The following is a 15,639-nucleotide window of genomic DNA, read 5'->3' on the forward strand; positions in this document are numbered from 1 at the left end:
GGTGGCCGCCGGCCGGGTGGCCGGCGGCCGTGCGACGTGACCGTGACCAGCGTCGTGGCCGTTCGTTTCGTTACACGCTTCGACGGGTTCTGGCTGACCGATCAGTCCGACCAGGACGTGCGGCGTGCCGGCGTGAACCGATCAGTTTGACGCTCTGTCACGATCTCGACACAGAAGTTGTGGGTCTCTTCCGCGATCGATGTGCTGGCGCGGGACCAGCGCCGTCGGTGACGGCCATCGAGGAAGAGGTGGCTCATGGTGGCACTACGGCGGCTGCTAGCCGGCCTGACCGCGGCGGTGGTGACCGCCGCGCTCGCCCTGGTGTGGACGGCGGCGCTGGCCCACGCGGACGAGGCGTGGGAAAGCGCGCTCAAGACCCTGATGTCCCGCACCGCCACCTGGGCGGAGGGCGGCCTGTCCCGGGTCGGCCTGCTCGGCCAGCCGTTGCCGCTGCTCGGCGTCAGCCCGGGTGCGCTCGTGGACACCGACAAGCTCGCCCGCAAGGCGTCCGACGCTCTGGCCGGCGATCTGACCAAGGACGACGTGGATCTCGGCGGCGGCACCCGGTTGACCAGCACGGTCACCACCAGCGGCGGTGACCACCTGCTCGACGTGCTGGTCACCACGAAGCGCCAGGTCACCGCGAAGGACCTGGCGGTCGGCGGGGTGACCGTCGCCAAGGCCGTCGACGTCACCGGCTGGGCGACCCTGCACCTGCGGGCCCGGCACACCGCCGCCGGCGAGACCTACCTGGTCCGCGACGGGGACACCCCGCGCCTCGACGTCGACGCCGCGGCGACGCTCCGCGCCGACCTGGACCAGGCCACCGCCTCGGTCGGCATCCTCGGGGTCACGCTCACCGCCGGGAGCACCCTCGCCGCCCGTACCCACGTCAAGGTCACCGTCACCGACCCGAACGGCGACGGCCGGCTCGCCTTCGACACCGGCGCCGGGACCGGTGAGCTGGGCGCGGCCGGTTCCCTCGCCGGGCTGGTCCAGGTCACCCTGGACAACTCCGGCGGCGGCCGGATCTCCGACACCGAGAGCGAGCCGGGCCCCGGCTCCGTCCACGGGCAGGTGAACCTCGGCGCCGCCACCGCCGGCGCCCCGTTCGACCTGCCCGCCGTCGCCGCCACCGTGAAGGTCGACTGGAACGACATCAGCGTGGGCAGCCCGACCGTCACCACCACCGGCCTCGACGAGACCATCGCCACGTTCCGGAACATGAGCCCGTTGGACCTGGCCGCCGGGCTGGCCCAGCTCGCCACCCTGCTCGGCGGGGTGCAGCAGAGCGGGCCGGCCGGCAACCTGAGCCTGCCCTTCCTGCGCGGCACCTTCGCCGACGCCGTGAAGGTCAACGAGAAGCTCACCGGCTTCCTCAAGAAGTACGTGCACCCCAAGCCGGACGACCCGGAGTTCGACCCGGCCACCGACGACCCGGCGAAGGCCGGCCAGCCGAAGTTCAGCTCGATCCAGCAACTCGTGGCGCTGCTCGCCGCCGAGGGGCTGCCGGTCGACAACCTCTCCTTCGCCGGCGAGAAACTGGTCTTCCGGGTGAAGCTGGAGCGGGAGTCCACCGTGGCCGTGCCGCTGGACCCGGGCGCCGCCTCGGTCTCCGGCCGCGGCGCCACCTTCACGGCGAAGGGCTTCAGCGTCGTCCAGAACCGGTTCACCCCGGATGAGCTGGTCGGTCAGCGGGTCGTGGCGGGCACCTCGGCCGGCACCATCACCGCGAACACCGCCACCACGGTCACCCTGGCGGAGAACTGGATCGGCGGACAGCCCAGCCCGGACAGCGTCTGGGTGATCAGCGGCTCCAGCCCGAACATCGGCGCGGTCGAACTGGCCGGCACGCTCACCAAGCCGGCCGGCGGGGACAAGAAGGTCGGCCTGCGGGCCGCCAACGCCCAGGCCAGCTTCGCCACCGTGAAGCCCCGCTACAGCGCGGCGGTCACCCTCGTGCTCGACCTGCGTGACGACCTCGGCAGCCCGGCCGCCAACGCCGACCGGGTGCTGCTGCGCACCGACCCGGCCACGCCGCTGTTCGCCGCCGACTTCCCCATCGACACCGGGGTCGACTTCTTCGCCACCGCCGGCTTCCTCAAGGTCAGGCTCGGCGGCGATCTCACCGTCGGGCCGGCCGCCGCCGGGCAGCGGATGGTCCAGGTCAGCTTCAAGCAGGCGCAGGACGTCAGCCTGGGCGAGCTGTTCCGCCGGTTGCAGTCCGAGCCGGGCAACCTGCTCGCCGTCTCCTCCTCGGTGAAGACCACCGGCCGGGTCACGGTCAGCGTGCCGGGCGCCACCGGGGCCCTCGGCGAGGGCGTCGGCGTGGACGTCAGCTGGAAGGCCGGCGAGCAGCCGGTGGTGGACACCAGCAGCCTCGACGGCATCTTCGCCGTCGACTTCAACCCGGACGACCCGAAGGCCCTCTTCGCGGTCGTGGTCGAGGCGCTGCGGCTGGTCAACGCCGCGCTCACCCAGCCCGGCGGCGGCAGCGGGCCGTTGAACACCGAGATCCCGCTGCTCGGCCGCTCGGCGCGCGAGCTGCTCGGCGCGGACGAGAGTGGCGTCGGCAAGGGCGTCACGTTCACCGCCGACGGGGCGAACTTCCTGCTCAAGGACGCCAACCGCAGCGGCGACGCGACCTTCGACCCGCGGCTGGCCGGGCGGACCCTGGTGATCGGCAGCAAGGCGTACCGGGTGCTGGACCGGGTGGACGGCCAGACCCTGCGGGTCGACGCGGCCGGCACGCCGAAGCCGGCGGACGGCACGGCGTACGCGCTGCGGCCCGAGCTGGCCGACGCGCTGGACACGCTGCTCGCCGCGCCCCCGGACACCCTCCAGGACGCCCTCGACCAGCTCAACAACGCGATCGGGGCGGACAGCGGGATCCAGTTCACCCTCGACGAGCGGGCCGGCGGCCCGTACCTGCGGGTCGGGCTGGACTGGAAGCGCAACGTCCGCACCGCCGGGCCGCTCGCCTTCGCCTGGGACGGCGCCCGCGAGCTGGTGAGCCTGGACAGCTCGGGCACCTTCGCCCTCGACGTCGACGCCCGGGCGCAGCTCGGCCTGCTGCTGCCGCTGAAGCTCAACGCGGCGCCCCTGCTGGACAAGAACTCCTCCGCCAAGGTGACCGTCAAGGGCGGGGTGAGCGACGCGGCGCTGGCCGCCCGGGTGGGCCCGCTCGCCCTCGACCTCGGCAAGGACCCCGACTTCGCCACGATCAAGGCCGACCTCAGCGTGGGCCTGGGCGGACTCGCCGCCGACGGGCCGGTCACCGACCTGCTCGGCCTGACGCCGACGTTCACGACCGCCGGCGTCGACTGCGGCGGAGGGGTCGGCAGCGCGACGACCCCGATCTGCGCCCGCGCGCCGCTGTTCGTGGACAATTGCGAACCCGCCGACGCCACCAACCTGCTCACCTTCACCATGGGGCTGGACCTTGCGCCGCACGCGCAGACCCCGGACCTCACCTCCTGCTTCGCCAACCTGTCGCTGAAGCTGACCGACTTCAACGTCGGCATCGACGGTTACCTGGCCAAGGTGGAGGACGCGCTCCGGCTGGCCAGCTTCGACGGCAAGCTGCCCCTGGTCGGCGACGACCTGCAACAGGGCCAGCGCTTCGTGGCCCAACTGCGCGCGGACGTCAAGGCCGCCATCGGCCCGGTGCTGGCGGACGCCACGCTGGACAGCGCCGGGGTGCAGAGCGCCCTCAACGACGTGCTGGCCGACCTCGACCCGGGCGTGAGCGCGGTGGTCGGCTGCCGCAGCGGGGTGGCCACCCCCTGCCAGCCGGAGGACTTCCAGTCCATCCGGATCAAGCTGACCGCCTCGCGCGGCGCGCCCTCGGCCGCGGACGGCTGCAAGGACGCCGGGGACAGCGACGCATGTCTCGGCGTCAACGTGCCGCTCGACCTGGGCATCCCCGGCCTGTCGCTGAAGGCGAAGAAGGGCGCCCCCGACGGCATCCAGGCCAAGCTCGGCTGGAAGCTGCACCTGGACCTGGTCCTCGACCGGGACGAGGGCTTCTACGTCCCCACCCATGATGGGGACACCGCCCCCGAGGTGCAGATCGGCGCCACCTTCGACATGACCGGCGACCTGGCCGCCCAGCTCGCCTTCATCCAGGTGAACGCCACCAAGCAGGGCGGCGCGCCGCTGGTGCGGGCGTACTTCGGGGTCGACCTGAAGGGCTCGCCGGGGGAGAAGAGCTGCTTCGACCCGGCGGTGGCCGCGGACTGCGCCGCCGACCCCGACGCGAAGCTCACCCTCGCCGAGTTCGCCGACCTGGGCTCCCTGCTCGCCACCGACCTCACCGCCCAGGTCAACATCGACTGGAAGCTGGCGGCGGCGGTCAACACCGGCGACGAGGTGGGTTCCGCGCTGCCCGGCGTCAGCGCCCGCTTCGGCCTGAAGTGGGGCTTGGAGCACAAGCAGGGCGGGCTGAGCGCCACCGGCGGCGGGGTCACCACCCCGCTCCAGGTGACGTTCACCGACATCGCGCTGGACGCCGGCGCCTTCTTCAGCAAGATCCTCAAGCCGGTGGTGGACAAGCTCAAGGCGGTCACCGGCCCGCTCCAGCCGGTCATCGACACCCTGTACGCGCCGATCCCGGTGCTGTCGGACCTGTCGAAGGCCACCGGGGGACCGGACATCACCCTGGTCTGGCTCGCCAAGACGTTCAGCACCCTCACCGGCGGGCCGAAGCTCGACTTCGTCGACACCGTACGCGCGGTGATCACCTTCGTGAACCGGATACCGGACTGCGACGACGAGGACGGCTGCTCGATCCCGCTCGGCCAGTTCCTGGTCGACCCGGCCAGGGCGCTCACCACCGAGGCCTCCCCGGCGTCGGCGGAGAGCCTGATCAAGCGGGACGACCCGTTCACCCAGGCCAAGTCGGCCGCGCAGGTGAAGTCCGCGGTGGACACCGCCGCCGGGGACGACGGGGAGAAGCTGTTCGCCGCGGGCGCCGACGGGAAGTCCAACGCCCAGAAGACCGGCTTCAGCTTCCCGATCTTCGACAACCCGGGCTCGCTGTTCGGCCTGCTCATGGGGCAGGACGTCGAGCTGGTCAGCTTCGACTCCGGTCCGCTGTCGCTCGGCTTCAACTGGCGGCAGTCGTTCGGCCCGGTGTACGCCCCGCCGCCGGTGCTGGTCACCCTCTCCGGCAGCGCCTCGGTGACCGCCCGGTTCATCGCCGGCCTGGACACCGCGGGCATCCGGCACGCCGTGGAGGCCGCCACCGACGGCACCGACCTCGACGCGGTCAGCCTCCTCGACGGCCTCTACTTCAAGACCGCCGACAGCACCGGCAAGGCCGTCCCGGTGGTCACCCTGCGCGGCGAGATCGCCGCCGGGGCCGAGGTCAGCGTGCTCATCGTCAAGGCGGGCATCGAGGGCGGCATCCGGCTGACCGTCGGGTTCAGCTGGAACGACCCGAACAACGACGGGAAATTCCGCACCAGCGAGTTCCTCCAGGCGCTGCTGGTGAACCCGGTCTGCCTCTTCACCACCACTGGGCAGCTCTCGGTCTTCCTCAAGGTCTACATCACCATCGACCTGTTCCTGTTCTCCAAGACCTTCGACTTCACCCTGGTCGACGCCACCCTGCTCGACTTCCGCGCGCAACCCGACTGCACACCGAAACCACCCGAGCTGGGCGGCACGGTCGGGGACACCCTGGTCGTCTTCGCCGGCAAGTTCGGCAAGAAGGAGCAGCGCGGGGACAAGGCGTGGGACAACGGCGCCGGCACCTACGCCGGTGACGTCGTGAAGGTGTACGCCGTGCACTACGCCGACGGCGACGCCGACTTCGACGGCTTCGCGGTCGAGGCGCTCGGGCGCAAGCAGGAGTTCCTCGACCCGAACCTGACCCGGGTGGTCGTCGACGGGCGGGGCTACCAGGTCGCCGACGCGGACAAGGTCTCCCTGTCGGTGCTGCTGCTCGGCGACGGTGACACCGGCGGTGACGGCACGAAGACCTCCGCTTTCGACAAGGCGGCCGTGGTCCTCGGCTCCGACGGCCGGGACCAGATCCGCACCGGCACCGGCCCGAGCTGGGTGGACGGCCGCGGCGGCGACGACGTGATCGTCACCGCCGAGGCGGCCGGCCAGGTCAGCCGGGTCGCCGGCGGCGCCGGCAAGGACACCGTCACCACCGGCGACGGCAACGACGTGGTGGCCGGCGACAGCGACCTCGGCGCGGTCGACCGCGCCGGCGCCACGACCGTGCACACCTCGGTCGGGGACAAGAGCCTGACCGGCCTGGTCGACTGGACGAAACTCAAGGACCCGACCGAGGAGACCACCGGCGCGGACGACCACGTCACCGTCGGGCACGGCGCCAGCACGGTCTACGGCAACGGCGGCGACGATGTCGTCGGCGTGGTCCTCGACGACCGGCCGAACGGCAGGAACGTCCTCATCGGCGGGCCCGGCGCGGACATCCTCAACGGCGGCAAGGGTGACGACACCATCCACACCGCCGGCAGTGGCGTCCCGGCCGACCCGGACAGCGCCGGCAGCGGCGACGCCGGGCTGACCAACCGGGTCGACACCGGCTCCGGCCAGGACACCGTGCACGGCAGCGCCGGCGCCGACCTGGTCGTGTCCCACTCGGCCAACGGCCAGACCGGCCACGTGTACGGCTACGGCGGCGACGACGTGCTGGTCGGCGGCTACGGCACCGACGAGCTGTTCGGTGGCCCGGACGAGGACTACGTGATCGCCGAGCCGTCCAGCGTCGGCGACCCGGACGGCACCGACGGGTACGGCCCGGCCCGCCAGGTCGTCCACCAGCCGCTGCCGGCCGGCACCCAGTCGCAGACCAAGCTGCTCGTCGGCGGCCTGGGCAGCGACCACGTGGTCGGCGGCGACGGCGGGGCCACCGTCTTCGGTGACCGGCAACTGACCGCCGAGACCTGCGCCGACGCCACCCTCGCCGGCGACCAACCGGCCCCCACCGACCAGGGCGCGGCGGACCTCATCCTCGGCGGCGCCGGGGTCGAGGTGGTCACCGCCGGCAGTGGGAACGACCGCGCCGACCTCGGCGGCGGCAACGACCGGGCCTGCGGCCAGCTCGGCGACGACACCCTGCACCTGGGCGGCGGCGACGACCGGGCCTGGGGCGGTCCGGGCGTCGACCAGCTGCACGGCGACGACGGGATCGACCTGCTCTTCGGCAACACCGGCGACGACGGCCTGTACGGCGGCGCCGGCGTGGACACCGCCGAGGGCGACGAGGGCGGCGACCAGGTGCTCGGGGGCCCCGACGACGACGTGCTCTACGGCGGCGGACGGGTGGCCGGCGTGGCCGACGGACGGGACTTCGTCTACGGCGAGGAGGGCGCCGACCGGATCGTCGGGGACAACGGCACCCCGCGGATCGGCGACGTCGGGCCGTACCCGCTGGACCTGGCCGGGGACGTGCCGGCCGCCGGCGCCGGGGACGTGCTCTCCGGCGGGCCGGAGGGCGACGTCGCGTACGGCGGGCTCGGCGACGACCGGGTCGACGGTGACGGCGGGGACGACCAGCTGGAGGGCAACAACGGCGCCGACCTGGTCCACGGTGGCCTCGGCAGGGACGAGATCGTCGGCGGCTCCGCCCAGGAGCCCGTCGCCGGCACCGGCCGCCCGGACACCGGGGACCAGCTCTTCGGCGACGGCGACGCCGACCTGATCGCCGGGGACAACGCCCGGTTCACGCCGGCCACCGCCGACGCGACCCGGGTCACCCAGGCCCGGACCGTGCCGTCGCGCAAGGTCACCCTGCTCGACCTCGGGTTCACCCCGGCGGCCGGCACCGGCGGCGGTGACCTGATCTCCGGTGGCGACGCCGACGACGTGATCTTCGGCCAGGGCGGCCCCGACCGGGTGCACGCCGACGCGGGCGCGGACTTCGCCGAGGGTGGCCCCGGCTCCGACTGGGTCGAGGGCGACGCCGGCGACGACGACCTGGTCGGCGGCTCCAGCACCGCGTACGACGGGACCGGGGCGACCACGACGGGCCAGCCGGACACCGCGGACGCCCTGTTCGGCGGACCCGGCTCCGACGCGGTCATCGGGGACAACGGCGCGGTGCTCCGCCCGCTGCCCGGTGAACAGCCCACGGCGGTGACGGTCCGGCTCGGGGCGGACGGCAACCCGTTCAGCCCGCGGATCGTGGTGCTGCTGGACCGGGCGGCGGCCACCGCCAACCGGTTCGGCGCCGACCGGATCAGCGGCGGCGACGGCGTCGACACCCTCTGGGGCCAGGACGGCGCCGACGCCATGACCGGCGACGGCAACGGCGACTACCTGGAGGGCAACGGCGGCCCGGACGCGCTGCGCGGCGACACGGCGCTCGGCGCGGCGGGCCGGACCACGGTCACCCCGCTGCCCGACCCGGGCTGGCCGGGTGACCCGGCGGCCCCGGCCGACCTGGTCGGCGCCGGCGCGCCCGCCGGGCAGGACGACCTGATCGGCGGCAGCGCGGCCGCCGGGTTCCGGGACACCGGGGACGTGGTCGAGGGCAACGGCGCCGACGACGTGCTCCTCGGCGACAACGGCTCGCTGCTGCGCACGGTCGTCACGGTCGACGGGAAGGCGGCCGAGCGGGTCTACACCGAGCGGTACCCGACCGGCGCGGTGCCGGCCGACGCCACGGCGGCCCGGACCCACGACCCGGCGTTGCCCGGCCCGTCCACCCGGTTCTGCACCACCGCCCAGGCCACGTGCGAGCCGGCCGGCGCCTACGGCAACGACCAGCTCTACGGGGACGCCGGCAACGACGGCGCCTGGGGTCAGGACGGCGACGACCTCCTCCGGGGCGGCGCCGGCGACGACGACCTCTTCGGCGAGTTGGGCGCGGACAGCCTCTACGGCGAGGACGGCCGGGACGCCATCCTCGGCGACCGGGGCGGCGTGGTGAACCAGTTCCTCAACGCCGACGACGTGGCGGCGCTGGGCTTCACCGTGACGCTCTCCTCGGTGCCGCAGGAATCGTTCACCGGGTTCCGCGCCGGCGGGTACGACCGCCGGGTGGACCTGCTGCACGACACCGACGGGAACGCCTGGATCGGCAGCGCCACCTCGGCGCCCATGCCGTACGCCGGGCTCACCGTCGGGGCGGCCGACCTCATCCGGGGTGGCGCCGGCGCGGACAACATCCACGGTGGCTTCGGCGACGACGTGGCCAACGGCGACAGCGGCGGCGATGAGGTGTTCGGCGGCGAGGGCTCGGACGTGCTCTGGGGTGGCAGGGGCTGCGACCCGGTGCTCGACGCGGCCAACCAGCAGTGCCTGGTGAACGGCGTGTTCAGCGCCGCTGCCCGGGGCGACCAGGACCAGTACGTCGACCACCTGTTCGGCGGCGCCGGGGCGACCAGCGGTCCGGCGGTCACCGCGGTGCTCGGGTCCGACCTGCTGGACTTCCGGCCGCGTGGCTCCTACCCGGACAACTGTGCGGCGGGGGCCTGGCCGGTGGACCTGACGGCCGGCACGGTCGACCCGTGCCGCTGGTTCGAGGCGACCAACCTGGACAACGACGTCCTCGCCGACAACCAGCACCACCACGGCACCGACTGGATCTACGGCGGCTGGGACCGGGACGTGCTGCAGGGCGATGTGACGCAGAACGGGCCGAACAATGGTGACCGGCTGCTCGACTGGAACGGCGCCTACAACCTGTTCACCCACTGCAACTCGGCGTACGGCGGTTTCAACGACGTCCGCCAGCACAGCCCGGCCATGCAGAACTTCCTCGGGCGGGTGGCCTGGGCGACCGGCGCCGGTCGCGGCGCGAGCGACGTGACCACGGCCGGCACCTCGGCCTTCCTGGAGCTCGCCATGACCTATCCGCGGGACAACAAGGACCACGGGGCCGGCCCGGCGTTCCCCGGCACGCCGGGGCACTTCGACACACCGTCCTGCACCGACTGACCGACGCGTCCGGGGCCCGGCTCTCTCGGGGAGCCGGGCCCCAGCGTGTCAGCTCCGCGGCACGTCGGGCATGACCACGGCGTTGCCGGTCACCCGGATGCCGCCGGTGGCCGGCACGTCCACCACCAGCAGACCCGGCCGGCCCAGGTCGGCGCCCTGGTGCAGGTGCAGGGTGGTCGGCGGCTCGACCAGACCATGCGTACGCAGGTAGCCGCCGAGCGCGGCGGCGGCCGCGCCGGTCGCCGGATCCTCGACGACGCCGCCGACCGGAAAGGGATTGCGGACGTCGAACCGCGTGCCGGAGGAGCGCCACACCAGCGCCACGGTGGTCCAGTCCCGCCGCAGCATCAGGTCACGCAGCCGGTCGAAGTCGTAGTCGAGCGCGGCCAGCCGCTCCCGAGTCGCCGCGCCCAGGATCAGGTGGTGCGCCCCGGCGTACGCGACGCGGGGCGGCAACGCCGGATCCAGGTCGGCCGCGGCCCAGCCCAGGGCGGCGAGCGCCTCGGCGAGGTCGTCCGGCGCCACCGGAGCGTCGGAGGGCGCCACGCTGGTCAGGGTCGCGGTGGGCCGCCCGTCGCCGTCCCGGGCGGTCGCGACCCGAACCGTTCCCGCTCTGGTCCGGAAGATCAGCTCGCCGGTGCCGTGGCGCTCGGCGACGGCCACCGCCGAGGCGATGGTGGCGTGGCCGCAGAACGGCACCTCGGCCCGCGGACTGAAGTAGCGGACGTCGAACTCGCCGGGGCCGGCGGCGGTGAGGAACGCCGTCTCCGAGTATCCGACGTCGGCGGCGATGGCCTGCATCTCCGGGTCGGTGAGGTCACGCGCGTCGAGGACCAGGCCGGCGGGGTTGCCCGCCGCCGGGTCGGTGGTGAAGGCGGCGTACCGCAGGACATCCGTCATGGCGCCACGGTACGCGTCAGCGCCCGGCGGACCCCGCCCACCGGATCTCGCCGTCGTGCACCACGTCGGTGGGGGTCAGGCCGGCGGCCGTCGCGACGGCGGCGGAGGCCCGGTGCTCCGGGTGGATGTGCGCGACGACGCTGCGCACCGATTGCCGCCCGAGCCAGTCCACCAGCCCCCGGGCCGCCTCGCCGGCGATGCCCCGCCCCTGCCAGGAGGTGCCCACCACCCAGGCGATCTCGGCGACGCGATCGTGGGCCGGGCCGGTGACGGTCGCCTGGACCGTGCCCACCAGGCACGCCTCGTCGCGGAGCCGGATCACCCAGTTGCACCAGGAGACGGCGGGGTCGGGCGAGCCGGCGACGAGGCGCTCGTAGCGGGCGCGCAGGGCCGCCGGACCGGCCGGAGCGCCGCCGATGAAGGCGTGCAACTCCGGGTCGCCCAGCACGACCGCCATCTCCTCGGCATGCGCGACGACCAGCGGTAGGAGATCCAACCGCTCGGTGCGGATGCTCCGGGCCTCGACCACGCTCATACCCGCCCCTCGAAAGTCCCGACCCCGACGCTATCTCCACCCGCCCAGCCCCGCGCCCCCGACCCGTCGATCATGAAGTTAGCGCCAGTGGAAAGCGCGTTCCAGGGCGCTAACTTCATGATCGACAATGCGCGGTCGTCAGCGGCGCCACTTCTGGTTGGCGCCGCCGGTGCAGTCCCAGATCTGCAGGCGGGTGCCGTCGGCGGAGCTGGCGCCGGTCGCGTCCAGGCACTTGTTGGCCTGGGGGTTCAGGATGTCGCCGGCGGCGCTGAAGGTCCATCGTTGGGCACCGCTGCCGTTGCAGTCCCAGAGCTGCACCTTCGCCCCGTTGGCGGTCGACCCGCTGCTGACGTCGAGGCACTTGCCGAGGGCGCGGACCGAGCCGTCGGCGTTCCAGGTCCACCGCTGGGCGGCGGTGCCGTTGCAGGTCCAGAGCTGGACCGCGGTGCCGTTGGCGGTGTTGGCGCCGGCCACGTCCACGCACTTGTTGCCGTACCCGACGATCTGCCCGCCGGTGCCACCGCCCCCGCCGCCGCCACCGTTGTCCCAGGCCTGCACCCGGACGTAGTCGATCGTCATGGTCTGCGGGAAGGTGGTGCTGCCGTCCGGCGAGCCCGGCCAGTTGCCGCCGACCGCGACGTTCATGATCATGAAGAACGGGTGGTCGAAGACCCACCGGTTGCCGCCCGCGTCGGCCGGGGTCTTGCGGGAGTACGCCACGCCGTCCAGGTACCAGGTGATCGAGTCGGGCGCCCAGTCGACGGTGTAGGTGTGGAACGCGTCGGCGAGCGCCTGGCCGCCGGGGAGCGAGGTCTGCCCGGTCAGCGGGTTGCCGCCGGAGTAGCCCGGCCCGTGCAGGCTGCCGTGCACGGTGGACGGTTCACGGCCGATGTTCTCCATGATGTCGATCTCGCCGCTGTTGGGCCACGGGTTGGTGCCGATGTCGTTGCCGAGCATCCAGAACGCGGGCCAGATTCCCTGGCCGCGCGGGATCTTGAGGCGCGCCTCGAAGCGGCCGTACGCCTGGCTGAACGTGCCGTTGGTGAGCAGCCTGGCCGAGGTGTACTGGCAGCTTCCGTACCAGCAGGAGTAGCCGGAGGGGTTCTCCCGGCGGGCGGTGATGACCAGGTTGCCGTTGCCGTCGAGGGCGGCGTTGCGGGTGCTGTTGGTGTAGTACTGCAGCTCGTTGTTGCCCCAGCCGCTGCCGCCGGTGTCGTACCGCCACCGGCCGGCGTCCGGCGGCGTGCCGGCCGCCCCGTTGAAGTCGTCGGACCAGGTCACCGCGCCGGGCGCAGCCACGGCGGGGGTGCCGGTGACGGTGGTGAGCGCGGCCGTGAGGCCCACGGCCGCGAGGGCCACGGCGGCGATGGTGCGGATCCTGCGCACTGGTGCCTCCTGCGGTTAACAAACCATAAAGATAGACTTCGATGAAGTTATGAACGAAGTTCGGAGCTGTCAAGAGAGCGCTCCCCAGCCCGGCATGACGGTTCCGGAACCGGCCGGAAATATTGACGTAATGCGATGCGGTTCGGGAGGATCCGGAACCGGGACGCGGAGCGGACCGGGGCCGACGGGGCGCCGGGCGACCGGTCCCGTGGGGAGGCGCGAGATGAGACTGCCCAGACACGCCACGCTCGGCGCGGTCGGCGCCCTGGTGGCGGCCCTGCTGCCGGCCACGCCCGCGGCGGCCGCCGACGCCGGCACGGTCACCGTCACCGCCGGCCGGTCGGTCTACGCGGCGGCCGAGGGGAGCCGGGTGCCGGTGGACCTCGCGGTGTCCACCGTCGACGGACGCCCCCTGGCCTCGGCGGTCACCGTGCGCTGGGCCACCGGCGCCGGCACCGCCACCCCCGGCGCCGACTACACCGCCGCCTCCGGCACGCTCACCTTCCCGGCGGGCAGCCCGTCCGGCGCCACCCGCTCGGTCGCGGTCGCGCTGCGCGCGGACGGCGTCGCGGAGACCGCCGAGACGGTGCCGCTGACCCTCGCCGCCGACGGTGCCACCGTCGCGGCCCGGCCCAGCGTGGTGGTCGACGCGCACGGCTTGCCGTACCTCGACCGGCGGCTGCCGGTGCGGCGGCGCGTCGCGGACCTGCTGGGCCGGATGACGCTCGCCGAGAAGGTCGGCCAGATGGCCCAGGCCGAGCGGGCGGCCGTCGCCGACGACCCCACCGCCGTGGCCCGCTGGCAGCTCGGCTCGGTGCTCTCCGGCGGCGGCTCGACCCCGGCCAGCAATACCCCGGCCGCGTGGGTCGAGATGGTCAACGGACTCCAGGCGCAGGCGCTGAGCACCCGCCTCCAGATCCCGCTGATCTACGGCATCGACGCCGTGCACGGCCACGGCAACGTCGTGGGCGCCACCGTCTTCCCGCACAACGTCGGGCTCGGCGCCAGCCGCGACCCGAAGCTGGTCGAGCGGGTCGGCCACGCCACCGCCGCCGAGGTACGCGCCACCGGCATCCCGTGGAACTTCGCGCCCTGCCTCTGCGTGTCCCGGGACGAGCGGTGGGGCCGCAGCTACGAGAGCTTCGGCGAGGACCCGGCGCTGGTGGTGTCGATGGAGACCGTCATCGACGGCCTCCAGGGCCGGCCCGGCCGGCTCGACGACGCCGACCGGGTGCTCGCCACCGCGAAGCACTACGCCGGCGACGGCGACACCGACTACGACGAGGCGGTCGCCGCCGCGAACGAGGGCAAGCCCTGGTGGGAGCAGAAGTACCCGATCGACCAGGGCGTCACCGTCACCGACCGGGAGCACTTCGCCCGCGTCGACCTGGCCCCGTACCTGCCGGCCGTGCGGGCCCACCGGGTGGGCAGCGTGATGCCCTCCTTCTCCAGCGTGGACTGGACCGAGGACGGGCTCGGCAACCCGACCAAGATGCACGCCCACCGCGAGCTGATCACCGACGTGCTCAAGGGCCGGCTGGGCTTCGACGGGTTCCTCATCTCCGACTGGGAGGGCATCCACCAGATTCCCGACCCCGCCGAGCCGACCAACGGCGGGCTGACCGCGTACAAGGTCCGGGTCGGGGTCAACGCCGGCACCGACATGTTCATGGAGCCGTACAACGCCGAGCAGTTCGAGCAGCTGCTCCTCGCCGAGGTGACCGCCGGCCGGGTGCCCGCCGCCCGGATCGACGACGCCGTACGGCGGATCCTCACCAAGAAGTTCGAGCTGGGGCTGTTCGAGCACCCGTACGCCTCGGCCGCCAACGTCGACCAGGTCGGCAGCGCGGCGCACCGGGCCGTCGGCCGGGAGGCCGTGGCGAAGTCCCAGGTGCTGCTGAAGAACAGCGGCCGGGCCCTGCCGCTGCGCCGGGACGCCTCGCTCTACGTGGCCGGACGCAACGCCGACGACCTCGGCAACCAGGCCGGCGGCTGGACGGTCACCTGGCAGGGCGCCTCGGGCGCCGACGCCGTCCCGGGCACGTCCATCCTGGACGGAATCCGTCAGGTCGCCCCGGGGGCCCGGGTCACCTACAGCGCCGACGCCTCGGCACCCACCGACGGCGCGCAGGTCGGTGTCGTGGTGGTCGGCGAGACCCCGTACGCGGAGGGTTACGGCGACGTCGGCGGCCCGGAGTGCGGCTGGTGCAGCGGGCCGCAGCAGGAGGAGAAGTCGCTCCGGCTCCAGCCCGGCGACCGGGCGGTCGTCGACAAGGTCTGCGCGGCGCTGCCCACCTGCGTGGTGTTGGTGGTCTCCGGCCGGCCGCAGGTGCTCACCGACCAGCTCGGCGAGATCGACGCCCTCGTGGCGTCCTGGCTGCCGGGCAGCGAGGGGGCCGGCGTGGCCGACGTGCTCTTCGGCCGCCGTCCGTTCACCGGCCGGCTGCCGGTGAGCTGGCCGCGGGACGAGGCGCAGGTGCCGATCAACGTCGGCGACGCCGACTACCGGCCGCTGTTCCCGTTCGGCTGGGGCCTGCGGACCGTCCCGGGTCGGGACGGGCTGGCCAACGTCGCCGCCGACCGGCCGCAGGTGCGGGCGGCCCTCGCGCCGGCTGGCTGGAACGCCGACGGCTCGTTGCGCGACGCCCCTCGGGTGCTGGACCGGCTCGGGCGGCAGCTCGGCGCCGACCACCGGGACGCCGCGCTGGTCGAGGCCATTCTCGGGGTGGCCCGGGACGCCGCCCAGGCGGCCGTGGTGCGGGGGAGCGCACCGGACAACTGGGCCGCCCTGATCGCCGGCGCCGACCACGCCCAGCTCACCGGCGACCCGGTCCGCGCGTTCACCCTGCTCGCCCGCGTCGCCGCCTGATCGGCCCAGGTCGGTCTCCCCGGACACG

General features: G+C 73.7%; 5 protein-coding genes. 2 read left to right on the top strand and 3 right to left on the bottom strand.

What is annotated here, in order from left to right:
- Window positions 1-255: 255 nt before the first annotated feature.
- Window positions 256-9,921, top strand: coding sequence for a hypothetical protein (locus tag ACFYPD_RS07745; protein ID WP_387110123.1), 9,666 nt, complete (start codon window positions 256-258; stop codon window positions 9,919-9,921).
- A 48-nt stretch (window positions 9,922-9,969) separates the two neighbouring features.
- Here ACFYPD_RS07745 and ACFYPD_RS07750 read toward each other — a convergent pair whose 3' ends face one another.
- The 3 genes from ACFYPD_RS07750 to ACFYPD_RS07760 all read right to left on the bottom strand — a co-directional run bounded on the left by ACFYPD_RS07750 (window position 9,970) and on the right by ACFYPD_RS07760 (window position 12,742).
- Window positions 9,970-10,821 (bottom strand): PhzF family phenazine biosynthesis protein, encoded by an 852-nt coding sequence (locus tag ACFYPD_RS07750; RefSeq protein WP_387110125.1) that lies wholly within the window; start codon window positions 10,819-10,821, stop codon window positions 9,970-9,972.
- A 16-nt stretch (window positions 10,822-10,837) separates the two neighbouring features.
- The gene (locus tag ACFYPD_RS07755; RefSeq protein WP_387110127.1) at window positions 10,838-11,356 is read right to left on the bottom strand and encodes a GNAT family N-acetyltransferase; all 519 of its coding nucleotides are present in this window, start codon (window positions 11,354-11,356) and stop codon (window positions 10,838-10,840) included.
- A gap of 138 nt (window positions 11,357-11,494) precedes the next feature.
- On the bottom strand, window positions 11,495-12,742 hold the full coding sequence (locus ACFYPD_RS07760) for a lectin (protein ID WP_387110129.1): 1,248 nt from the start codon (window positions 12,740-12,742) through the stop codon (window positions 11,495-11,497).
- A gap of 223 nt (window positions 12,743-12,965) precedes the next feature.
- Here ACFYPD_RS07760 and ACFYPD_RS07765 point away from each other — a divergent pair, with 223 nt between their 5' ends.
- Window positions 12,966-15,611, top strand: a complete 2,646-nt coding sequence (locus ACFYPD_RS07765; RefSeq protein ID WP_387110131.1) for a glycoside hydrolase family 3 N-terminal domain-containing protein — start codon at window positions 12,966-12,968, stop codon at window positions 15,609-15,611.
- The last annotated feature ends 28 nt before the right edge of the window (window positions 15,612-15,639 follow it).

Origin of the sequence: Micromonospora sp. NPDC005299, assembly GCF_042872345.1 — a bacterium.
GTDB lineage: Bacteria > Actinomycetota > Actinomycetes > Mycobacteriales > Micromonosporaceae > Micromonospora.

Bases quoted from the DNA above. Each gene is read 5' to 3' on its own strand.
- ACFYPD_RS07745 (WP_387110123.1), top strand. From the start codon at position 256: ATGGTGGCACTACGGCGGCTGCTAGCCGGCCTGACCGCGGCGGTGGTG.
- ACFYPD_RS07750 (WP_387110125.1), bottom strand. From the start codon at position 10,821: ATGACGGATGTCCTGCGGTACGCCGCCTTCACCACCGACCCGGCGGCG.
- ACFYPD_RS07755 (WP_387110127.1), bottom strand. From the start codon at position 11,356: ATGAGCGTGGTCGAGGCCCGGAGCATCCGCACCGAGCGGTTGGATCTC.
- ACFYPD_RS07765 (WP_387110131.1), top strand. From the start codon at position 12,966: ATGAGACTGCCCAGACACGCCACGCTCGGCGCGGTCGGCGCCCTGGTG.